A 21,387-nucleotide genomic window follows, 5' to 3' on the forward strand; every position below is an offset into this window, starting at 1 on the left:
GTCGTGTCATCTGTGAAGCACCGCCACCCCGCACACCCACCCGCCGCGCAGCCCGAGCCCGGTCGATTGGGCGGTCTTGGCCGTGTGCTCATCACGTTCTACATTGTGCTTGCGCTCGCGGCGACCTTTCGTTCGATCTACCAGATCATCTCGAAGTTTGACGAAGCGCCGCTCGCGTACTCGCTGTCGGCGCTCGCCGCGCTTGTCTACGTCTTGGCGACAGTGGCGCTGATTCGCAGGCGCGGTGTGTGGCGGGTGATCGCCTGGGCGGCGCTCTCGTTTGAGCTCGTGGGCGTGCTGGTCGTGGGCACACTGAGCCTCGTCGCGCCGCAGCTGTTTGGGCACCCGTCGGTGTGGTCGGTGTACGGCCAGGGGTACGTGTTTATTCCGCTCGTGTTGCCCGTGCTGGGGCTGCTGTGGCTGCGGGGCGAGGCCCGCGAACACGCGGCGGCCGGTGCGACCGGTGCCGCTGCTGCCGCGGGTGCGGCAGCCCGGGGAGGCGACGATGCTGGTCTTTGAATCGCTTGACGAGCTCGACTCCACCGTCTTCGCAACGGGCAGCTGCGTCGCGGTGGGCAAGTTTGACGGCCTGCATCGTGGGCACAGGTCGATCCTGCAGCAACTTGCGCTCGCGGCTGCGGCCGACGCGGCCAGCGGGCAGCCAAGCCGCACCGTCGTGCTCACCTTCGCAAACAACCCACTCAGTTTTTTGAACCCGCAAAGCTGCCCGCAGCCGCTCATGAGTAAGACGCAGCGGCTCCAAGCGCTCGCCGACGCTGGCGTTGACGTGTGCGTCATGCTGCGCTTCGACGAGACGATCGCGAGCATTCCAGCTGAGGAATTTGTCACCGATGTGCTCGTGGGCAAGCTGCACGCGCGCCACATCGTGATGGGCGCGGACTTTCACTTTGGGCATCGTGGTGCGGGCGACGGCGTCCTGCTCGAACGCCTCGGCCACGAGCTCGGGTTTCGCGCCGAGCTCGTGGACTGGGTGGCAGACACAGAAGGGGATCAGGTGTCATCTTCACGAATCAGGGAAGCGCTCGCCGCGGGCGACGTTGAGGTTGCCCGCCGCATGCTCGACCGACCCGCCGTGGTGCGCGGCGAAGTGGTGCACGGTGACGCTCGCGGGCGCGAGCTCGGTTTTCCCACCGCCAACCTGGGCGCCGACCTCGAGGGGTTCGTGCCGGCCGATGGCGTGTATGCGGGCTGGGTGGTCATCGATGGTGAGCGACGTGAGGCCGCAATCTCTGTGGGTAACAACCCCACGTTTACGCCCGACGAGCAGTCGCGCGTCGAAGCGTTCATTCTCGACTTCGAGGGTGACGTGTACGGCAAGCAAATGGAAGTGCAGTTCACGCACAGGTTGCGGGGCACCGTCGCGTTCAAGTCACTGCCCGCGCTGATCGAGCAGATGCACGACGACGTGGCGCGTGCGCGCGTGCTGCTCGCCGACGCCTGACGCCGACGCCTGACGCCGACGCCTGACGCCAACTTTCGCACTGGCGCCGCGCACACATCGGCCAGTGTTAGACTGATGGCACGGTTGCAGGTGACGAGCGCGTCACGAGCCCCGCGTGTCATGAGGATCTGCACGCGATGTCTGGCCAGTGCTCGCCCAGCCGCCCGCGACTCGGTCGCATTCCGAGACCGCTTCACGCCGATCAGGAGTTCCATTGGCAAGCACCACTGCCACGCGCAAGTCTGGCTCAAAGAGCAACGCCCCTAAAAATGGGGCCAAGGCGCGCAATAGCGCGCGCCGCAAACACACGCACAACGAGGGCATCATTCCGCTGCTCGCTCGCGCCGTGCGCGAGGTTGAGGCCTCGGCGCAGCGCGGCAAGGCGACCCCCGCCAATCGCACCAAGTTTCACGTCATCGCGCTGCTGATGCGTGAGGAGCGCGCCCGGGTGAAGACCGAGGAGGGCGTCAGCGACGCCGAGCGCACCGAGACGCTCAAACGTCTCGACGGGGTTGCAGCCATTCTCGCGAAGACAGCGGCCCGCGACACGAGTCTCATCACCCTGCTCGAACCGGCCGCCCCGATCACCGAGGCGACGCGCATTCTCAAGCGCAAGATGATCGAGCAGGCGGGCATCGAACTGCCCGAGGCAGAAGCAGAGGCGCCAGCGGCGGCTGCTATCGCAAGCAAGGCGGTCGTGCCGCCCGAGCTAGCCGAGCGCCAGGTCGAGCCCGCGGGCATCGTGGCCCGCAAGCTCGCGAGCCCGTTCCTCGCCCCTAATCTCGCACCGCCCAAGCAGCCCACGCCGGCTGTGCGGCTCGCGAACTGGGAGCTCCTGTCACCGCTGCTCAAATCGTTTGAGCAGGGCGGGGGCGGCTCTGCGTGCATGCCGCTGCCTGAGCCCCCGGTGCCGGATCGCCTCTCGCCGGTCGGCCGCGAGTTGATGCCGCACCAGGCGAAGTTCTTGGCCAGCGTGGGCGAAGGACACCGCAGTTTCTTGCTGGCAGATGAGCCGGGTCTAGGTAAAACCGCGCAGTCGGTGATTGCTGCTTCTGTCGCAGATGCCTACCCGCTGCTCGTAGTCGTGCCCAATGTTGTCAAGATGAACTGGGCCCGCGAGGTTGAGCGTTGGACTCCGGGTCGCCGCGTCACGGTCGTGCACGGTGACGGCGACACGATCGACGCGTTCGCCGATGTCTTCGTGATCAACTACGAGATTCTTGACCGGCACCTGAGCTGGATCTCGAACTTTGGGTTCAAGGGCATGGTCGTCGACGAGGCGCACATGATCAAGAACACGACATCACAGCGCTCACGCAACGTGCTTGCGATTGCCGACCGTATTCGTGAGCGCACGCCGGGCACTTCGCCGCTGCTGATTGCGCTCACCGGTACGCCGCTCATCAACGACATCGATGACTTCCGTGCGATCTGGCGGTTCCTCGGTTGGACAGACGGTGAGAAGCCAGGCTCAGACCTGATGGCAAAGCTCGAGCACAATGGCTGGACCCCAGCCGACCAGTCGTTCTACCCCGAGGCACGCCAGAGCGTCATCGATATGGGTATTGTGCGCCGCCGCAAGCTTGACGTCGCAAAAGATCTGCCCGCGAAGCGCGTGGTTGACCTGCCTGTGGAGCTTGATGACGAGCTGGGCCGCGGCATTCGCGACGCCGAGCGCAAGCTGGCCCAGAAGCTCGTGGCGCGGTTCACGACGCTCAAGAACGGCAAGCTCGGTGCCACGCTCAGCGACGAGGCACTCATACGCATGGTCTGTGTGCAGGAGCTCGAAGAGGCGAACGCTTCGGCCGACGGTCTCAACGTGTTCACGATGGTGCGCCAGATCGGTCAGGCGAAGGCCGGGCTTGCAGCAGACTACGCTGCGCAGCTCGTGCGTTCGGTGGGCAAGGTCGTGTTCTTCGCGAAGCACATCGACGTGATGGACAAGGTAGAGGCGCAGCTGGCAGAGGCCGGGCTGCGCACCGTGTCGATTCGAGGAGACCAGACGGCGATCTTCCGTCAAGAGCAGATCGACGCGTTCAACAACGACCCTGAGGTGTCGGTCGCGGTGTGTTCGCTGACCGCCGCTGGCGTGGGCGTCAACCTGCAGGCCGCGTCGAACGTGGTGCTGGCTGAGTTGTCTTGGACAGACGCCGAGCAAACGCAGGCGATTGACCGCGTGCACCGTATCGGCCAAGAAGAGCCCGTCACCGCGTGGCGTATCGTTGCGGCTCAGACGATTGACGCGCGCATCGCAGAGCTCATCGACAGCAAGGCGGGCCTCGCGGGCCGCGCACTCGACGGCGCTCCTGCGCTCGACGAGAATGCTGATCCGGTGCAGCTGCTTGCCCTCATGGGAGTGCTGCGCCGCGCCATCGCCTAGCTCATCGCGGCACAACCTCGGCGCAACCCGTGCGAAGGCTGGCAGCTTTGAGTATTACGCATCCCATAGCTGCCACCGATAGCATGGTGGTTTGAGGCTCAAATGAGGAGAAACATGCGCATTGGTGTGCTTTGTTCTGGTGGCGACAGCCCCGGCATGAACGCGGCGATTCGTGGCGCGGTGCTGCGCGGCGTCGACGTACACGGCTTTGAAATGGTCGGATTCATGGACGGATGGCGCGGGTTTCACGACGGTGACACCGTGACGCTCGACCGCATTGCGGTGCGTGGATTATCGCCGCTCGGTGGTGTGTTTCTCGGCACGAGCCGCGTACCGCCGAAGCACCTCAGCGAAGCAGAGGGCGCGGGTGTTGACCTGGATGCGATCCGGCACGGCATGGAAAAGTACGGCATTGATGCGTTCATGCTCATTGGCGGCAATGGCACCCAGACCGTGGGTGAGATGCTCTCGCGCGCCGGGATTCCCGTGATCGGCCTGCCCAAGACGATCGATAACGACCTCGGCGGCACGGACTACACCTTTGGGTTTGACACCGCAGTGTCGATCGCGGCCGAGGCCATCGACCGGCTGCGCACGACGGGCGAATCGCACCGGCGCTGCATGGTGCTCGAGGTGATGGGCCGCGACGCAGGCTGGATCGCGCTGCACGCCGGCATGGCCGGTGGCGCGCAGGTCACCTTGATCCCCGAGCGGCCCGAATCGATCGAGCAGGTGTGCGAGTGGGTGCTGAGCGTGCGCGATCGTGGCCGCTCATCGCTCGTGGTCGTCGCGGAGGGCTTCAACCTCGAGGGCGGCGAATCGGTGACACGCGAGGGCCTCGACGGTTTCGGGCGCAGGCGCCTCGGCGGCATTGCCGAAGCGCTCGCCCCGCTCATCGAAGAGCGCACCGGCATTGAGACACGCGCGACCGTGCTCGGCCACCTGCAGCGCGGCGGCTCACCCACAGCGTTCGACCGCGTGCTCGCGACCCGCACGGGCATGGCCGCGGCCGACGCCGCGCACGCGGGCCGCTGGGGCACGATGGCTGCCCTCAAGGGTGACCGGATCGAAATGGTGCCGCTCGAGGAGGCTATGGGCCGCCTCAAAACGGTTCCGATCTCGCGCTACGAAGAGGTGCGCCTCAACTTCGGTTAGCGGCAGAGGCGTGGGCAAGGCTGTGCTGGGTTATACCCCCAGCGCAGCCTTGACGTCATTGAGCGTGGGGTTCGTGGCGGTTGCACCGTCGGGGTACACGACGGTGGGCACGACCGCGTTGCCGCCGTTGACCGACTTCACGAGCTCTTCGGTGCCCGGCGTCTCTTCGATATCGACGATCGTGTAGTCGATACCGCTCTTGTCGAGCATCAGCTTGAGCCGCTTGCAGTAGCTGCACCACACTGTTGAGAACATGGTGATCGTGCCTGCGGCGGGCGTGAAATCTGCGAGGGTGCTCATGGATGCTCCTTTGACGATGGGGTTCTTCAGTCTATGGCCGGTCAGCCTGTGGCTGCCTGATCAGCTCGCCCTCGTGAACGGCGCGCAAGTGAACGGAGGGTAAACAGCTCATTTCCAGCTTGACCTCGCGCCTAAGTGGTGGAACCATAAATGTGGCGCACGCGGGTCGATTGCCTGAACGAACGGTGAAGTTTTACAGACTTCGCGACGTGTCCTCAAGGATCCGATCTCAAACGAAAGATGCCGGTGGAACTCACTCTCATCGTGCTGCTGGTCATCGTACTGGCTCTCTTCTTCGACTTTACTAACGGCTTCCACGACACTGCGAACGCGATGGCCACGCCCATCGCGACCGGTGCGCTCAAGCCCAAGACTGCGGTGTTGCTCGCCGCGATCTTGAACCTCGTCGGAGCATTCCTGTCTACCGAAGTGGCCAAGACCATCGCGGGCGGCATCATCAACGAGGGCGATGGCGGGGTGTTGATTACCCCAGAGATGATCTTCGCTGGCCTCATCGGCGCCATCGTCTGGAACCTCGTGACGTGGCTGTACGGCCTGCCGTCGAGCTCGTCGCACGCCCTGTTCGGCGGCCTTATCGGTGCCGCAATCGTGGGAGCTGGCCTGCAATCCATTAACGGTGCGGGCGTGCTCTCGAAGGTGCTCATCCCGGCGCTTGCAGCCCCGCTGACCGCGGGTATCGTCGCGTTCACCGCCACGAAGGTGGCGTACGCGATTACGCGCCGCCACGACGGCAAGAAAGACGGCCGCGGCCGGTTCCGTTACGCCCAGATCGCTTCGTCGTCGCTGATCGCGCTCGCGCACGGCACGAACGACGCCCAGAAGACGATGGGCGTCATCACGCTCACGCTGGTCGCCGCGAACCTGCAGGATCCGGGCACCGGCCCGCACCTGTGGGTCATCGTGACCTGTGCCTTCGCGATCGCGATCGGCACCTACTCGGGCGGCTGGCGCATCATTCGCACCATGGGCGCGGGCCTCACCCAGGTCAAGCCCGCGCAGGGCTTCGCCGCTGAGACGAGCACCGCAGCCACGATCCTCGCATCGAGCCACCTCGGCTTTGCGCTCTCGACGACTCAGGTCGCCTCAGGTTCGGTTATTGGTTCGGGTCTCGGCCGCCGCGGCTCGACCGTGCGCTGGCGCACGGTGGGCCGGATCGCCTCGGGCTGGCTGTTCACGCTGCCGGCCGCGGGCGCAGTGGGTGCGATCGCAGCCGTGATCGCGCACATCGGCACCGCGGGCATTGTCATCGATGCGGTGCTCGGCCTTGGCGTGATCCTCTTCATCTTCTGGCGTTCGAGCCGCAACAAGGTTGACCACGACAACGCGATTCCTGCTCCCGACGTAGCAGAATCGGGCTACGCGGTGCGCATTCGCAAGAACGAAGTCAAGGTAAAGAAGTCCCGTACCGGCCTCACCCCCGCCATGTCGCCCGTCGAGCAATCGGCCGTGCGCGATGACCGGGCGGCCCGGGCTGCGCGTAAGGCAGCCGAACGAGAAGCGAAAGCTGCTCGCAAGGCTGAGCGCAACGCTCAGAAGAACAAGCGCAACGGAAACGATGCTGGAGGCGCACGATGATTGACTGGATGGCATTCCTCACGGTGTTTGTCGCCGCGCTTGGCTCGGCCGTGTTTGTGGTGGTGCTGTACTCGCTCGGCATCAGGTTTCTCGCCATCCCCGCAAAGAGCGGCGAAGCGAACGGCCCGTCGCGTGACGACGAAGACGATGACATCGAAGAGGCCGAGCACCCACGCTGGGCCACGAACATCGCTTACTTGTTCTTCGGACTCTCGGCGCTTGCCGTGGTCGCGGGCATCTTCTTGATCATTCCCGCGCTGCACCCCTGGTAACGAGTATGCCGCGCGCATAGCGCACACATCACACAGCCCACCGAGCCATCTCGGTGGGCTGTTTGCGTTGCAGCGAGTAGCCTGGCCCCATGAGCGCGACGACGGCGAACCAGATCACCCAGATCGTGGCGGGCCTGCGCCACGGCTTCGACCGGGGCCTCACCCGCCCAGAAGCGTGGCGCAGGGCGCAGCTTGTGCGGCTGCGCACCCTGCTCGTTGATCGCAGCGACGACTTCGAACGGGCGCTCCAGCAAGACCTCGGCAAGTCGGCCACCGAGGCGCAGCTCACCGAGATCGGGTTTCTGATCGCCGAGATCGACCACGCGCTCGGGGGGCTGAAACGCTGGATGCGCCCGCGACGCGTACCGGTGCCCGCGGCCCTGCAGCCCGCGAGCGCGAAGGTAGTGCCTGAGCCACTCGGCGTGGCCCTCGTGATCGCCCCCTGGAACTACCCGCTGATGCTTGCGTTGTCGCCCGCGCTCGGCGCGATCGCTGCGGGTAACGCAGTCGTCATCAAACCGAGCGAACTCGCCCCCGCCACCTCGGCGCTGCTGGCGCAGCTGCTACCCGACGCGCTCGACAGGCGCGCCGTCGCGGTCGTCGAAGGCGGCGTCGAAGAAACGACGGCGCTCTTGCACGAGAAGTTTGACCACATCTTCTACACCGGCAACGGTCGCGTGGGCCGCATCGTGGCCCGGGCCGCGGCCGAGCACCTCACTCCGGTCACGCTTGAACTCGGTGGTAAATCACCCGTCTACATTGACGGCGCGGCGCACCTGCCCGACGTCGCTAGGCGCATCGCCTGGGGCAAGTTTATGAACGCGGGGCAGACCTGTGTCGCGCCCGACTACGTGCTCGGTGAGCCCGAGACGCTACGTCAGCTGGTGCCGCATTTAGAGCGCGCCATCCACGACCTGTACGGCAGCGCCACCGCCCAAAACCCAGACTACGGACGCATCGTGAACGACGCCCACTTCGAGCGGCTCGTGGGGTACCTCGCCTGCGGCCGCATTGCGGTCGGGGGCGGGCATGATCCGGATCAAAGACACATCGAGCCGACCGTGCTCACCGGCGTCGATGCAGACTCGGCCGTGATGCGGGACGAGATTTTTGGGCCGATCTTGCCGCTTGTCGAGGTCGACTCGCTCGATGCGGCGATCGAGTTCGTGAGCGGGCGTGACAAGCCGCTCGCCGCGTACGTGTTTAGCGACGACGCCCGGGTGCGTGCGCGATGGGAACGCGAGACGAGCTCTGGCGCGCTGGGATTCGGTGTGCCCGTGCTGCATCTCGCGACGCCCGCGCTGCCGTTTGGTGGGGTGGGGGAGAGCGGCACCGGCGCGTACCACGGCGAGCGGTCGTTTCGCGTGTTCAGCCACGAGAAGGCGGTACTCGCAAAACCATTGCAGCCCGACACCCTCGCCGCAACCATCATGCCGCCGTTCACACCGCTGAAACAAAAACTTGCGAAGCGGTGGCTGCCGCGCCTCATGTAAACGGTAAGATGTTCGATTGGCGTGGGGCGGCCCGCGCACATTTGAATAGCGCACCGAAGGAGCCCCTATGACGCTGCCGTGGACCCCGCATGGAGACGGCCGACACGTCGCCCCAGACGCGATCGTGCTGCCCGAGGAACGGCTGAGCTGGCCGCGCACCATCGGGTTTGGCATGCAGCACGTCGTCGCCATGTTTGGCGCGACCTTCCTCGTGCCGCTGATCACGGGCTTCAGCCCGACCGCGACGCTGTTCTTCTCGGGCCTCGGTACGCTGCTGTTTCTGTTGCTTACCGGTAACCGGCTGCCGAGCTACCTCGGCTCGTCGTTTGCGTTCATTGCGCCGATTATGGCGGCACTCGCGGGCGGCGACGACCTTGCCCGCGCTTCGTTCGGGATCCTCGCGATCGGCGTTTTGATGACGATCGTGGGCCTCGTGGTGCACCGCTTTGGCTCACGCTGGATCAACGCGCTCATGCCGCCCGTCGTGATGGGCGCAATCGTTGCCCTGATCGGTTTTAACCTTGCCCCCACCGTCAAGAACAACTGGAACGCCACCGAGCTTTCAGGCTGGGTTGCACTCATCACGATCTCGGCCGTGCTGCTCATCACCGTGCTGTTTCGCGGGCTCATCGGGCGACTATCGATCGTGCTGGGCATGGTCGTGGGCTACATCGCCGCGGCGATCATGGGCGAGGTTGATTTCGCGGCGGTTGAAAGTGCTGCGTGGTTGGGCCTGCCCGAGTTTCATGCCGTAGGCAACCCGTTCCAAGACCCGACCCTGTGGGCGCTGCTGCCCGCCTTCTTGCCCGTCGTGCTCGTGCTAGTGGCCGAAAACGTCGGCCACGTGAAGAGTGTGGGCCTCATGATCGATCGCGACATCGATCACCTCACCGGCCGTGCGCTGCTCGCCGACGGTGTGTCGACGATGCTCGCTGGCTTCGGCGGCGGCTCGGGCACCACGACCTACGGCGAAAACATCGGTGTGATGGCCGCCACCCGTGTCTACTCGACCGCGGCCTACTGGGTCGCCGGTGGTATGGCGCTCGTGCTTAGCTTCTCGCCCAAGGTGGGCGCCATTATCTTTACGGTGCCGGCGGGTGTACTCGCGGGCGTGACAGTTGCGCTCTACGGCCTCATCGGTCTGATCGGCGTGAAGATCTGGATCGACAACAAGGTCGACTTCTCAAAGCCCATCAACCAGTTTGCGGCGGCCGTGCCGCTGATCGTGGGCATCGCCGACTTCACGGTGCAGTTGGGTGACGTCGTGTTCAACGGCATCGCGCTCGGCACGATCGCGGCGGTCGTGGTGTACCACGTGATGCGTGGGCTGCAGATCGTACGCGGCGGTGAACCTCAGGTGGCCGATCCGGTCGTGACTGAGCAGAGCGGGCAGCTCACGCAGCCAGGGCAGCCAGGGCAGTCCGAGCATGAGGCGCAGAGCGCCGCGCGATAGCGCGCAAGCGGCGTGTTGCGGCGAAACTCCGTGCGCGTTGCGGTGATTTTCGGCCGGGGCGTTTAGGGTGGCGATGTGTGGAGTGTAGATCGGCGTAAACGACCAGAGTCGGGTCGCGAGGTTAGCGGCGCCTCGAACGCGATGAGCGAGCAGCCCACCGAGCAGCTGAGCGAACAAGTTACCGAGCAGCTCGTGCCCGAGAGCGAGGGCTCGCTCGCCCGCGCCCCGCGGCCCGCGCAGGCCGAACCCGATCTCGCGGCGGAGCTGACCGGACCGGTGTCGCTCGTCGACAGCTACGCCGACGATCACGCCGAGTGGCGTGCTGAGCTTGCCCGCATCGGCGGCCGCAACCCGCTGCTGCACTTCGATGACCGACCAGCGAACCGCATCGAGCTTTCGTCGACCCACCCGGGCGGCCTGCCTCAGTTCATTACGGGCAATAAGATTTTGCTGTCGGCGCTGATACGCGACGACCTAGCGCTGCGGCACGCGAAGTTCGCGGCGGGCCGCGTCACAGATAAAGCGATCGAGATGCGCACGGTGCGCGGGCTCGAGACCGTGCACCTGGGCATTGGCATCGCCAAGTGGAGCTTTGAGGGCGAAGAGTTTTGCGCCCCGATTCTGCTGCGCCCCGTCGCGATTCGTCGCTACGGCCGCGACTACGAGCTCAAGCTCAAACAGTTTCCCGTCGTCAACTCTGAGCTGATTCGTGTAATGCGCGAACAGTTTGGCATTGCCGTTGACGCGCGCGTGCTCATCGAGCTGTCGCAGTCTGAGGGCGTGTTCAAGCCGCAGCCCGTGATCGACCGGCTGCGACAAATGGCAGCGGGCGTGCCCGGTTTCGTTGTGCAGCCGCGCCTTGTTGTCTCGTCATTTCATAATGTGTCGCAGCTTATGGTGTCTGACGCGAAGCAGCTCGACTCGCAGCTGCTGTCGGCGATCTGCGGTAACGAGCCAGCACGCAAGGCTCTCGCTGAGGGCTACCGTCCCGTCTCACCGACCCCGTCGGACGAGCGCTCGCCCGACACCGACCGCTACCTCTACGACGCAGACGCCGAGCAAGAAGACGTGCTCGCGCAGATCTCGGCGGGGCACTCACTCGTCGTGCACACGCTGCCCGGCACGGGCGGCACACAGACGGTGGTCAACGCGATTGGTGCGCTCGCCCGCGAGGGTAAGCGCGTGCTCGTCGTGTCGCCACGTCGCGCCACCCTCGACGGCATCACACACCGACTCACTCGAGCAGGACTGCCCGGCCTGTCGGTGGGGCCACGGCGCCTGCGGCGCGGGCTCGTCGAGTCGATTAGCCGCAACGAGAATGCCCGCGGCGGTCAGCTGCGCGACGTCGACGCGGCGCTCACTCGCCTGCGCGGGGCGCTCGTCGATTACCGGTCTGCGCTCAACACCCGCGATCCCCGGTTTGGTGTCGCCCCCATCGAAGCGCTGCGCGAGCTCACGCAGCTGTCGCTCGCAGATGTGCCGCCCGCAACCACGGTGCGGCTCAACGACCAGGCGCTGTCGCAGCTGACCATCGATCGGTCAGCGATGGCCGAGGCGTTTACCGAGGTCGCGCGGCTCGGCCAATTCCAGTACGGGCCCGAAGACTCGCCGTGGTACGGCGTCAGCTTCAGCACAACAGAAGAAGCTCGTAAGGCGTACTCGCTCGCGGTCAACCTCGCAGAGTCACAGCTACCGCGCCTGATTTCGATGGCTAACGAGGTCGTCGGCCAGACTTCAATGCGCCCCTACGAGACGGTCGCCGAGCTGGGCGTATTCTTGCGGCTACTCATGGGACTGCGCGACACCCTCGATCGGTTTACGCCCGACGTATACGACCGTTCGCTCACCGAAGTGATCGCAGCGCACGCCCCCCGCAGCTCTGACGACGAGATCGAAATGACGTCGTCGAACAAGCGCAGGCTGCGCAAGCTTGCCCGCGAGTACGTGCGGCCCGGCGTGCACATCTCAGACATGTACGCGCGGCTCGTGCAGATTCAGCAGCAGCGAGTGCTGTGGCACCGCTACAGCACGATCGAAGGCACACGCCCCGAGGTGCCGCTCGGCATCGCAGACGTGGTGACCGCATACCAGTCTGCGTACCAAGACCTCGACGAGATTGACCGGGTGATCGGCACCGCGTCTGACCGCGACCGCCTCAAGAACCTGTCGCTTGCAGACCTCGCCGAGCGCATTTCAGACCTCGCCCGCGAGTCTGAGGTGCTGCAGAATATTCAAGAGCGCACGACCATCGTCGAGCGCATGCGCCAGGCGCACCTCGAACCGCTGCTTGACGACCTTTCGGCCCGCCACGTGCCCGCCGAGCACGTCGCAGCAGAGCTCGAGCTCGCCTGGTGGCAGTCGGCGCTCGAGCGCATGCTGCAGACCAACGAGGCGTTGCTGAGCGCGAACACGTCGGTGATCGACCGACTTGAAGCTGACTTTAGGCTCGTCGATGACGCGCACTGCGGCGCGAACGGCACACTGCTCGCAGCCTCACTCGCCGACGCCTGGCGCGTCGCGGTGCTCGACCACAAACAAGAGGCGCTCGCCATGCGCGAGGCGCTGCGCAGTCGCTACGTCACAGCGGGGTTGCTTGCGCAGCACGCGCCGACGCTACTGTCGACCCTCGCACCGGTGTGGGCGATGTCACCGTACGAGGTAGCGCAACTGCCCGACGCCATGAAGTTTGACGCGGTGCTGCTCGTTGACGCTGGCGCGACGACACTCGCAGAAAACCTCGGCGCCATTCGCCGAGCCGAGCAGGTCGTCGCGTTTGGCGACACGATGACGCAGAGCCCATCAACGTTTGAAATCGCCGTCGGCCCCATCGACGACGCGAGCGAGCCCTCCGAGACCCCCGAGCAGTCACACGCGAAGTCTGCGTATGCACAGCTGAGCGACGTGCTGCCCACGCTCACGCTCACACGCAGCTACCGTGCGGGCGGTGAAGACCTCACCCACCTGGTGAACACGCGGTTCTATGACGGCGCGATTCAAACGATGCCGTGGGCGGGCTCCTTTCTCGGTCGTTCAAGCCTCACATACGATTTCGTGCAGGGTGGGCAGGGGCTGCCCGATCAACACACCGGAGCTGTCGAGAGCACCGACGCCGAGGTCGAGCGCGTCGTGCAGCTCGTGCTCGAGCACGCGAACGACCGCGCGAGTGAGTCGCTCATGGTCATCACGGCGAGCGAACGTCATGCCGTGAGGGTGTACCAGGCGGTGCTGCAGGCGTTTTCGAAGTTTCCGCAGTACCGCGAGTTCTTGCTCGGGGAGCGCGCAGAACCGTTCGCGGTGCTCACGCTCGAGCAAGCGACGGCGCAAAGCCGCGACCGCGTGATCTTCTCGATCGGCTATGGCCGCACCCCGCACGGCCGAGTGCTATCGAACTTTGGTGGCCTCGGTAAGCCCGGCGGCGAGCGACTGCTCGCGGTCGCGATGACGCGCGCCCGCCGGGCGATGACGATCGTCAGCTGCTTTAGGCCGAAAGACCTCGACGCGGCACGCATTAAGCACGGCGTGGTTGACCTCGCCGAACTGCTCGCGCACGAGCACCCCGAGCCCGCTGAGCCCCTGCTGCCCGCCGAGCGCGACCCGATGCTCGGTGAACTCGCCGACAGGCTCGAAGCGCACGGCATGCGCGTGGTGCTCGACTACCTCGGCGTGATTCCGATCGCCGCCTCGTTTGGCGAGCGTGCGATCGCGGTCGACATCGACCTGGGTGATGGCTCCGACAGCCTGCGCGACACGCTCAGGCTGCGGCCCGCGGTGCTACGCCGCCTCGGTTGGCACTACCACCGGGTGCAGAGCTTCGACCTGTTTACCGACCCCGACGAGGTCGCCCGCCGCGTTGCGCGCATGGTCGGCTGCGAAGACGGTAAGAGCACGTCTGATGCGGCTGTAGGCTCGGGTACCGACTCGGCCGCTGCAGGCGCACAATCGTGATCACAGGCCCTGCCGCTCACGCTGGGTCAGACCAGCCCGCGGCCAAAGCTGCGCTCGCTGAGTCTGCTGAGCCTGCTGAGTCTGCTGATTCTGCAGCGCCGGATCATGGCCGCCGCACGAATCGTCGTGCTTCTCGCCCCGCCCCGGCCGGTGTCGACCCGAAGCCTTTGGAGCACACGCTGACCGCTCGCGCACGAGAGGACCGCCCCGAGGGGTGGGGCGACGCTTCAGCGCACAAGCAGATGAGTGCTCACGATGCGGCGCTGAAGCGCGACCGTCCGCCGCACTGGGGCTAGGACGCCGAGGTGCCGTATTCACGACACCCGCTCCAACCAGTCAACTTAGGGGGCGCCGAGGGCCCCGATCCGGTGGGCGCACGCGCCGACAGAAAATATGCGCGACAAATTCCGTTTCTGAGGCAGTCATAAGCGGAAGTAGTCGCGCATATTTTCTGTAAACGGGGTTGGAACTACGGGGCTGGCAGAATTCAGTCGGCTCGACTGAATCAGTGACCGTATCTCGGAATAAGAGTCGCGCCAACCCGTCAACTTGCGCGAGGCTAGGACGCCGAAGAGCTCGCTCCTGCGCTGCCTGAACCCGAGCCCGAAGAGCCCGAGCCCGAAGAGCCTGAGCCTGAGCCTGAGCTGCTCGACGCACGCGAATCGGTGCGGTAGAAGCCTGAGCCGTTGAAGGTGACGCCGAGGGATCCAAATACCTTGCGCAGCGTTCCGTCGCACTCGGGGCACGAGGTCAGCGCGTTGTCCGAGAAAGACTGGTAGATGTCAAAAGCGTGGCCGCAGTCGGCGCAGCGATAAGCGTAGGTAGGCACAGTTCTCCATGCTACAAGGTGGCGTCTGGTGAAGTGCTACCGGCGCTACCTGTGCTGCTAAACGTGTGAATCCCCGTAGGGGTTACTGCACCGGTGACCGCCACATCGTGCGAGTCCCGGGGCAGCGCCGCAACCAGCTCGGTGTCGAACACTACGGCGTAGACGGGGGTCGTGCGCGGCAACCGCGCGAGCGCCCGGTCGTAATATCCCATGCCCCAGCCCAGCCGGGTCCCCTGGGTGTCGACCGCGCAGGCTGGCACGAATACAAGATCGGCCTGGGCGAAGGCGGCTTCGCCCAGGCGTGGGCCCTGCGGTTCCAAGATGCCGTGGCGGCCAGGGGCTAGGCTCGCCGCCCCCTCATGCAGCACCCAGTCAAGCCGCGAGCTCGTGAGCGAGACGGGCAATAGCACCTCGAGTCCAGCAGCGACGGTCCACTCGAGAAACGGACCGGTGTCTGGTTCGTGAGGGACGGCACTGTAACACGTGACCCTGCGTGCGCCGAGCTGTCTCGTGAGCGAGATGAGGTGCGCGGTGAGGGCCTGGGTCGCGAGGGCGCGCTCGGACGGCGACATGGCGGCCCGCCGCGCGCGCACCGCCCGTCGCACTGCTGCCTTGTCAGTGTCACCGAGATCGGTGCCGCCGAAGTTGGGGCTGTCGGTGGCTTCGCGGGGTGCTTCGCTCATGGCTCAAGCATAGGAGCAGGCGCCACGGCTTAGCGTTTCAGTGGGCAAACGGTAAGCTGTGAGGCATGACTGAAGCACGCAAGCCAGGCCAGACGGTAACCAAGGCGGTCATTCCCGCCGCGGGTCTAGGGACCCGGTTCTTGCCGGCGACCAAGGCGATGCCGAAGGAAATGTTGCCGATCGTGGACAAGCCCGCGATTCAGTACGTCGTCGAAGAGGCCGCACACGCGGGCCTCGGTGACGTGCTCATCATCACGGGACGCAACAAAGACAACCTGCTCAACCATTTCGACAGCGTGCCCGAGCTCGAGTACACGCTTGAGCGCAAGGGCGACGAGGGCAAGCTCGACAAGGTTCACCAGTCGAGTGAGCTCGCAGAGGTGCACTTTCTGCGCCAGGGACAACCGAACGGGCTCGGCCATGCCGTGGGTCGTGCCCGCTGCCACGTCGGTGACGAGTCCTTCGCGGTGCTGCTCGGTGATGACCTGATCGACGAGCGTGACCCGCTGCTTGACCGCATGATCGCCGAGCACGATGCACGCGGCGCGACCGTCATCGCGCTGATGGAGGTGCCCGCAGAATCGATCCACCTCTACGGCTGCGCCGCCGTTGAGGCGACCGATGACCCCGACGTCGTGAAGATCACGGGGCTCGTTGAGAAGCCCTCACGCGACGAGGCCCCGTCGAACCTCGCGGTGATTGGCCGGTACGTGCTGCGCCCCGAGATCTTCGACCTGCTCGACGAACTGCCGCCCGGCCGCGGCGGCGAGATTCAGCTGACCGATGCGCTGCACCTGCTGGCCGAGGGCAAGGGGCAGGCCCCCGTCTACGGCGTCGTATTTCGCGGCCGCCGCTACGACACGGGCGACCGTGCCGACTGGATCAAGGCCAACGTGCTGCTTGGCGTAGACCACGCAGAGCTGGGTGACGAGATCTCGGACTGGGTGATCGACTTCGCCGACCAGCTGCGCGCAAAGCGCCAGGGAAGCTAACAACGCGTGCCGCTCGGGCGCGAGATAGAACAGCCAGCACCCCGGTACGCCGGCCGGGTGGGGTTGCAGCTCGTGCGCGCCCGAGACGCCGTCACCCTCGCACGGCTACTCACCGAAAATCGCTCGTGGCTCACGCCGTGGGAGGCGACGCACCCGTCTGGGCGGGGTGTGGTGCCCGGATCCGGGTCGATGCGGCCCGTGATTAAGCTGCTGCGCAAGCAGCTGCGTGCAGGGGCGGGAGTGCCTTTCGTGATTACGTACGATGGTGCGATCGTGGGGCAGCTGAGCGTGGCCGAGGTGAGTGGCGGCGCCCTGCAGGCCTGTCAGATCGGTTACTGGGTCGCTGAGGAAGCCGCGGGCCACGGTATTGCCCCTGCGGCGGTCGCGCTCGCGATCGACTATGTCTTTGAAGAGCTGGGGCTGCACCGAATAGAGGTGTGTATTCGACCCGAGAACGCGGCGTCACTGCGCGTGGTCGAGAAACTCGGGCTTGCGTATGAGGGGCGGCGGCAGGCCTATATTCACATCGACGGCAAGTGGTGTGACCATGACTGCTTCGTGGTGGTGCGCGATCGTGTGCCGCCGCAAGTCGCTGAGGTGCTGCGCCTCGCCGTTACCGGTTGATTCGATGCTGCCCGATAAATTTGGCGGCGCGCCGGGAGGCGATGAACAGCTCGACACCGTACAGTGAGAAACATGACTGGCGGCGTATTCGGTGGCGGAGTGATCTTTGTGGTCGCCGCGCTGCTCTGGGGCGCCGTCTTTATTCCATCGTGGACGCGTCGCCGCGAGTTTCGCGCGGCCGAACGTAACGCGTTGCGGTTGCAACGCACGCTGCGAGTGCTCGCTGAAACCGCAGAGATGCCCGAAGAAGTCCGCATCGAGGCCACAGCGAAAGAAGCGCTCGCCCACGAGAAGATGCTCAAAACGGCGCGTAAGCAACTCGATGCCGAACGTGCGGCAGAACTCGCAGATGCGCGAGCAGAGCAGGTGCGCGCCGAGATTCGCGCCCAGCAAATGAAACGAAAAGAGCGCGCTGCGGTGCGCTCTTCGCGGTTGCGGAGGCCTTTTGTGCGCCGTGTACGCGCGACGGCCGCGCTGGGGGCGTTGCTCGGCTTGCTCGGCTCACTGACCGGGGCCGGTATCGCGATTGCGGGGGCTGGCGCCAACACGCTGGTATGGAGCGTGCTCGTGACCGCAACGTCGTTTGGTGCGCTCATGCTGTTGGCGCCCGGTCGCGGTCGGGCACAGGTGCTGCCCGTCGAGATCGAGGTGTGCGAAGAAGCCGCACAGCTGCCCGCTCAACCTGAAGAGGTTATGGACGAGGTCGACGTCGAGGCACAGGCCGCGGCACACCGGCAAGCGCAGCAGGCCGCGGCTGAGCGCATTGAGCGTGCGAGGGCGCTGGCCCGCGCCCGCGCTGTAAAGCAAGCCACGTCTCTTGAGAACCAGACTGATTCGATGCTGCTGCGTGAGTCGGCTCCGCAGCCCTCGGCAACTTCAGCGACTTCGCAGGCTTCGCACTCGCAGACATCGCGCGCGCAGCGCGTTGTCCCAGCGCAGCCGGCCCCGGCGCAGACGGCCCCGGCGCAGACGGTCGAAGCGCAACAGCCTGCGCGAGAGGTCGCGGCGGTACGCCGGCAGCATCAGGCACCCCGTGTGTCGCCACAGCAGCAGGCGGCGCGCGAACGGTTGCGCCAGATGGGCGTCGTAGGTGACACGAGCGACGGCATGCTCAATCTCGACGATGTGCTGCGTCGTCGTCGCAGCGGCTAGAAACTTTCGGCGTGTTCGATTTCGGCTGAAGCGCACACGCCTGCTAAAGTTTTTCTTGTCAGGGTCCTTAGCTCAATTGGTAGAGCGCCTGCTTTGCAAGCAGGAGGTCGCGAGTTCGATTCTCGCAGGATCCACCAGGTTAAGGCCCCGCTCGCGAGCGGGGCCTTTTTAGTGTTGTGCCGCCTTGCTGTGGCCGCACCACCGCACTGTTGCATCACCTGCCGCAGTACCCAGCTAACACGCGCCGGGCCCGCCTACACTGTCGTAGTGGTACTTGCACTCTGGATTTCTCTACTCGGCGTCAGTCTCGTCGTAAGCCTCACCCCCGGTGCTGGCGCGATCAACACTATGTCGAACGCGCTCGCAGTCGGCCTGCGACGCGCATTCTGGGGCATCATCGGGCAGCAGTTCGGCATCCTCGCCCACATCCTGGTCGCTGCTGCAGGCATTGGGGTGCTCATCACGGGGAGCCCCGTCGCGTTTGCCGTTGTGCGCTACGCAGGAGCCGCCTATCTCATCTTCATTGGGCTGCGGCAGTTCTTTGCGCGACCACCTGTCGCGGCTGGTCATACACCCGCGAAAAGCGCTGCAACACAGAGTGCGCCGGGCAAGGCCGAAAGCGAGACGGCGACGGGGTCCGTGCAGGTGCTTACGCGGGTCGAAGCGCAGGTCACCGAGACCGAACTGGCAGGGGGCAGTGCGCCGAAACCCGGCAATGGAACGTCCGCACCTACTGCGGGTCAGCTCGTGCGCCGCGGCTTCTGGGTCAACATGCTCAACCCCAAAGCGGTCGTGTTCTTTCTCGCCATCATGCCCCAGTTCATCTCGGCAGACCTGCCCGCGATGCCGCAGTATCTGATCATCGCGCTCACCATGACCGCGATCGATATGACCATCATGACCTTCGTCTTCGCGGCCGCTGCCGAGCAGTTTCGCCGTTTCACCGGTTCGCCCCGGGGCCAGGTGGTTTCGAACCGGATCTTTGGGTCGCTGTTCGTGTTGATCGCGGTCGCGATGCTGTTGCTCAACTGACCCGGATTAGGCTTCGGCCGTGTTTCGTTTCGCGTTGGTGCCACTCAATCGGCTAAGGTTGCTTCTTGGGCCCCTATAGCTCAGCGGTAGAGCTACGGACTTTTAATCCGCAGGTCGTAGGTTCGATCCCTACTGGGGGCACCAAAGAAGCCTGAGATATCAACGATCTCGGGCTTCTCCCATTTTTACCTATCACTCGAATTCACGTTTTATTCGGCACTTGTGACTGATCCGTGGGTCATCCCCGGCCCGGGAGCTTGGGCCGGTGGGGCCCCGACGACAACATCGCTAACGCGATCAACGCGTCTGGCGACCTGAAACCGAACGCGATCCTGGCGATCAACCTGATCTTCGTGTTCGTTGCCTCCACTAACCCGTTCGAGAGGCCATGCTCAATCGCGGCGAGGATCCGGTCACGGTGTTTCACGATGCTGCGTTGCAGCTTCACAAACGGTACAATCCGGCTCCGCCTCGCCCACGCCACCCAAGCATCTAACGCTTCTTTCGCTTCCTCGAGGGGCAGCTTGAACACGAGGCGAAGCTTCTCTTTCAGCAGATACGCGCGGTGAAGTTTCGGGTCCGCCGTCACGATCCAAGCCAAAGTAGCGGCCTGCCCGTCTGTTAAGTCCTCCGGGTTTTTCAGGAGCGCAAACTTGGACCCTTTCACCGCTTTTACGCGTTCCGCGAGCGGCCGTTCAGGAGCGTTTGCGGCGGGCCTGCCGAGGGTCGGTCGGGGTTCTTCCTTTGCGAGCTTGCGGGCTTCGTTCCAAGACTCACGCCGCACCTCATCGAGCGCTTGGGGCGCCCACTGCACCACATGGAACGGGTTAGCCACCACGGCCGCGTTCGGGCACCGCTCGGTCACGACCGTCTGAATAAAGTCCGCACCATCAGCAGAAACATGCGTGATGAGGGCCGAACGCTCAGGCCCAAGCTCGGTGAAGAACTCCTGCCGGGTCGCTTTCGATCGACCTTCGCCCGCCCACACGAGATGTCTCGTGTCGTGGTCAACCACGACCATCAAATACTTGTGGCCCTTCTTGTAGCTGACCTCGTCAATACCGATGCGGCGCAACCCGTCGAGGCGGTCGGAGAGCTGTTCAGCTTCTTCCGATACCCGCTGGATGATCGATCCCACGGTTCGCCAGGCGACCCGCATGAGGATCGTCACCGCGGACTTTGAGGTTCTCGTGGCCAGCCATGCCACCTGCGCATCAAACGCGTGCGTGTGCCCGGCACCGTGTCTGGCCCACGTCACGTGCGCGACAGTCACCCCATGGGTCGGGCAGGTGACGCAGGGAGCGTGTGCTGCCAGGTAAACGGGGGCGATGGCGTCGTTCAGTGATTTTTTCGCAGGAGTAGGGGTCGTCATCGCGTCACTACTTGTGTGCAGGACCCGACATGAAGACCTATTGAGGTGTGGACAAAGCGAAGGTCAAGGATGGCCGAGCTCTCCGGCTCTTTTGCTGGCACGGTAGAGGGTGGACCGGGCTATGCCGATTCTCCGTGGAGGCGTTCGTTGTTCCACCACCACACAAATTTGAGGGTGGCGAGTTCGACCTCCTCGACCGTTGTCCAGTGCCCCGCCAACTAATGAGCTCGGCTTCGTAGAGCGCGTTGACTGCTTCCAGCATCGGGTTGTCATTGCTATCGACCACGGTTCCTGTTGAGGGGATAGCCCCGAGTTCAGCCACCCTGTTGGTGTAAACCATCGACTTGTAGTTCGTACCGTGATCACTGTGATGCCAAGATCCCTTCGAGATCACCGCCGGACTGCCGGGCCGCCATGTCGAGCGCCTGCGACAGCAGTACCTCAGTCTTAAGCGTTGAGGCCTCGTTCCAGCCGACAATTCTGCGCGAGTACACGTCCGTCACGAACGATACATACTCGTGCCCAGACCGCGTCACGACATAGGTGATGTTTCGATTTACGAGGTCGCCCTGAGTATTCGAAGGCTTTAGCACCGGCGATATTGCGAGTGAGCACCAAGCAATATTGCGATTGAGCACCGCGGAATC

The 21,387-nt window shown here is 64.8% G+C and carries 18 protein-coding genes, 2 tRNA genes and 2 pseudogenes; 16 read left to right on the top strand and 6 right to left on the bottom strand.

Features of this window, described 5'->3' with window-relative positions:
* The first annotated feature begins 3 nt into the window (after positions 1 to 3).
* From ACXR2T_RS14505 to ACXR2T_RS14520, 4 genes are all read left to right on the top strand, one after another.
* Positions 4 to 519 (top strand): hypothetical protein, encoded by a 516-nt coding sequence (locus ACXR2T_RS14505; protein ID WP_458811785.1) that lies wholly within the window; start codon positions 4 to 6, stop codon positions 517 to 519.
* Positions 506 to 1,462: a bifunctional riboflavin kinase/FAD synthetase gene (locus tag ACXR2T_RS14510; RefSeq protein ID WP_458840218.1), complete on the top strand. Its 957-nt coding sequence runs from the start codon at positions 506 to 508 to the stop codon at positions 1,460 to 1,462. Before ACXR2T_RS14505 ends, ACXR2T_RS14510 begins: the two co-directional genes overlap by 14 nt.
* Positions 1,463 to 1,676: 214 nt before the next feature.
* Complete coding sequence (locus ACXR2T_RS14515) at positions 1,677 to 3,842, top strand: DEAD/DEAH box helicase (protein ID WP_458811782.1); 2,166 nt, start codon at positions 1,677 to 1,679, stop codon at positions 3,840 to 3,842.
* 114 nt (positions 3,843 to 3,956) lie between these two features.
* Positions 3,957 to 4,997 carry a 6-phosphofructokinase gene (locus ACXR2T_RS14520; protein WP_458811780.1) on the top strand — a complete coding sequence of 347 codons (1,041 nt, stop codon included), beginning with the start codon at positions 3,957 to 3,959 and terminating at the stop codon, positions 4,995 to 4,997.
* Between the two features lie 30 nt (positions 4,998 to 5,027).
* Here ACXR2T_RS14520 and ACXR2T_RS14525 read toward each other — a convergent pair whose 3' ends face one another.
* On the bottom strand, positions 5,028 to 5,297 hold the full coding sequence (locus ACXR2T_RS14525) for a mycoredoxin (RefSeq protein WP_458811778.1): 270 nt from the start codon (positions 5,295 to 5,297) through the stop codon (positions 5,028 to 5,030).
* A 246-nt stretch (positions 5,298 to 5,543) separates the two neighbouring features.
* Here ACXR2T_RS14525 and ACXR2T_RS14530 point away from each other — a divergent pair, with 246 nt between their 5' ends.
* The 6 genes from ACXR2T_RS14530 (at position 5,544) to ACXR2T_RS14555 (ending at position 14,352) form a co-directional block, all read left to right on the top strand.
* Positions 5,544 to 6,893 carry an inorganic phosphate transporter gene (locus ACXR2T_RS14530; RefSeq protein WP_458811776.1) on the top strand — a complete coding sequence of 450 codons (1,350 nt, stop codon included), beginning with the start codon at positions 5,544 to 5,546 and terminating at the stop codon, positions 6,891 to 6,893.
* The gene (locus ACXR2T_RS14535; RefSeq protein ID WP_458840220.1) at positions 6,890 to 7,165 is read left to right on the top strand and encodes a hypothetical protein; all 276 of its coding nucleotides are present in this window, start codon (positions 6,890 to 6,892) and stop codon (positions 7,163 to 7,165) included. The genes ACXR2T_RS14530 and ACXR2T_RS14535 overlap by 4 nt, the downstream gene beginning before the upstream one ends.
* A gap of 89 nt (positions 7,166 to 7,254) precedes the next feature.
* The gene (locus ACXR2T_RS14540; protein ID WP_458840222.1) at positions 7,255 to 8,658 is read left to right on the top strand and encodes an aldehyde dehydrogenase family protein; all 1,404 of its coding nucleotides are present in this window, start codon (positions 7,255 to 7,257) and stop codon (positions 8,656 to 8,658) included.
* Positions 8,659 to 8,725: 67 nt separating this feature from the next.
* Complete coding sequence (locus tag ACXR2T_RS14545; protein WP_458840224.1) at positions 8,726 to 10,111, top strand: uracil-xanthine permease family protein; 1,386 nt, start codon at positions 8,726 to 8,728, stop codon at positions 10,109 to 10,111.
* Positions 10,112 to 10,252: 141 nt separating this feature from the next.
* Complete coding sequence (locus ACXR2T_RS14550; protein ID WP_458840226.1) at positions 10,253 to 14,056, top strand: AAA family ATPase; 3,804 nt, start codon at positions 10,253 to 10,255, stop codon at positions 14,054 to 14,056.
* Entirely contained in the window at positions 14,053 to 14,352 is a 300-nt protein-coding gene (locus ACXR2T_RS14555; RefSeq protein ID WP_458840228.1) for a hypothetical protein, read from the top strand. The genes ACXR2T_RS14550 and ACXR2T_RS14555 overlap by 4 nt, the downstream gene beginning before the upstream one ends.
* A gap of 263 nt (positions 14,353 to 14,615) precedes the next feature.
* Here ACXR2T_RS14555 and ACXR2T_RS14560 read toward each other — a convergent pair whose 3' ends face one another.
* Positions 14,616 to 14,885 carry an FmdB family zinc ribbon protein gene (locus tag ACXR2T_RS14560; protein ID WP_458840230.1) on the bottom strand — a complete coding sequence of 90 codons (270 nt, stop codon included), beginning with the start codon at positions 14,883 to 14,885 and terminating at the stop codon, positions 14,616 to 14,618.
* An 11-nt stretch (positions 14,886 to 14,896) separates the two neighbouring features.
* Positions 14,897 to 15,568, bottom strand: a complete 672-nt coding sequence (locus ACXR2T_RS14565) for a 5-formyltetrahydrofolate cyclo-ligase (RefSeq protein WP_458840232.1) — start codon at positions 15,566 to 15,568, stop codon at positions 14,897 to 14,899.
* 65 nt (positions 15,569 to 15,633) lie between these two features.
* Here ACXR2T_RS14565 and galU point away from each other — a divergent pair, with 65 nt between their 5' ends.
* From galU to ACXR2T_RS14595, 6 genes are all read left to right on the top strand, one after another.
* Positions 15,634 to 16,560 carry a UTP--glucose-1-phosphate uridylyltransferase GalU gene (gene galU, locus ACXR2T_RS14570; RefSeq protein ID WP_458840233.1) on the top strand — a complete coding sequence of 309 codons (927 nt, stop codon included), beginning with the start codon at positions 15,634 to 15,636 and terminating at the stop codon, positions 16,558 to 16,560.
* Between the two features lie 6 nt (positions 16,561 to 16,566).
* Positions 16,567 to 17,184, top strand: a complete 618-nt coding sequence (locus ACXR2T_RS14575; RefSeq protein ID WP_458840234.1) for a GNAT family N-acetyltransferase — start codon at positions 16,567 to 16,569, stop codon at positions 17,182 to 17,184.
* 72 nt (positions 17,185 to 17,256) lie between these two features.
* A complete protein-coding gene (locus ACXR2T_RS14580) occupies positions 17,257 to 18,336 on the top strand; it encodes a hypothetical protein (RefSeq protein WP_458840236.1) in 1,080 nt (359 codons plus the stop codon).
* Positions 18,337 to 18,397: 61 nt separating this feature from the next.
* Positions 18,398 to 18,473: transfer RNA gene (locus ACXR2T_RS14585), tRNA-Ala, on the top strand.
* Positions 18,474 to 18,603: 130 nt separating this feature from the next.
* A complete protein-coding gene (locus ACXR2T_RS14590) occupies positions 18,604 to 19,368 on the top strand; it encodes a LysE family transporter (protein ID WP_458840238.1) in 765 nt (254 codons plus the stop codon).
* Positions 19,369 to 19,437: 69 nt separating this feature from the next.
* Positions 19,438 to 19,512 (top strand) — tRNA-Lys (locus ACXR2T_RS14595).
* Positions 19,513 to 19,606: 94 nt separating this feature from the next.
* Here ACXR2T_RS14595 and ACXR2T_RS14600 read toward each other — a convergent pair.
* From ACXR2T_RS14600 to ACXR2T_RS14610, 3 genes and pseudogenes are all read right to left on the bottom strand, one after another.
* A pseudogene (locus ACXR2T_RS14600) lies at positions 19,607 to 20,716 on the bottom strand (ISL3 family transposase); the annotation flags it as partial.
* A gap of 143 nt (positions 20,717 to 20,859) precedes the next feature.
* Positions 20,860 to 20,958, bottom strand: coding sequence for an IS3 family transposase (locus ACXR2T_RS14605; RefSeq protein WP_489945549.1), 99 nt, complete (start codon positions 20,956 to 20,958; stop codon positions 20,860 to 20,862).
* A 144-nt stretch (positions 20,959 to 21,102) separates the two neighbouring features.
* Positions 21,103 to 21,387 (bottom strand): annotated as a pseudogene (locus ACXR2T_RS14610) (hypothetical protein); the annotation flags it as partial.

The organism is Leucobacter faecis (assembly GCF_054456635.2).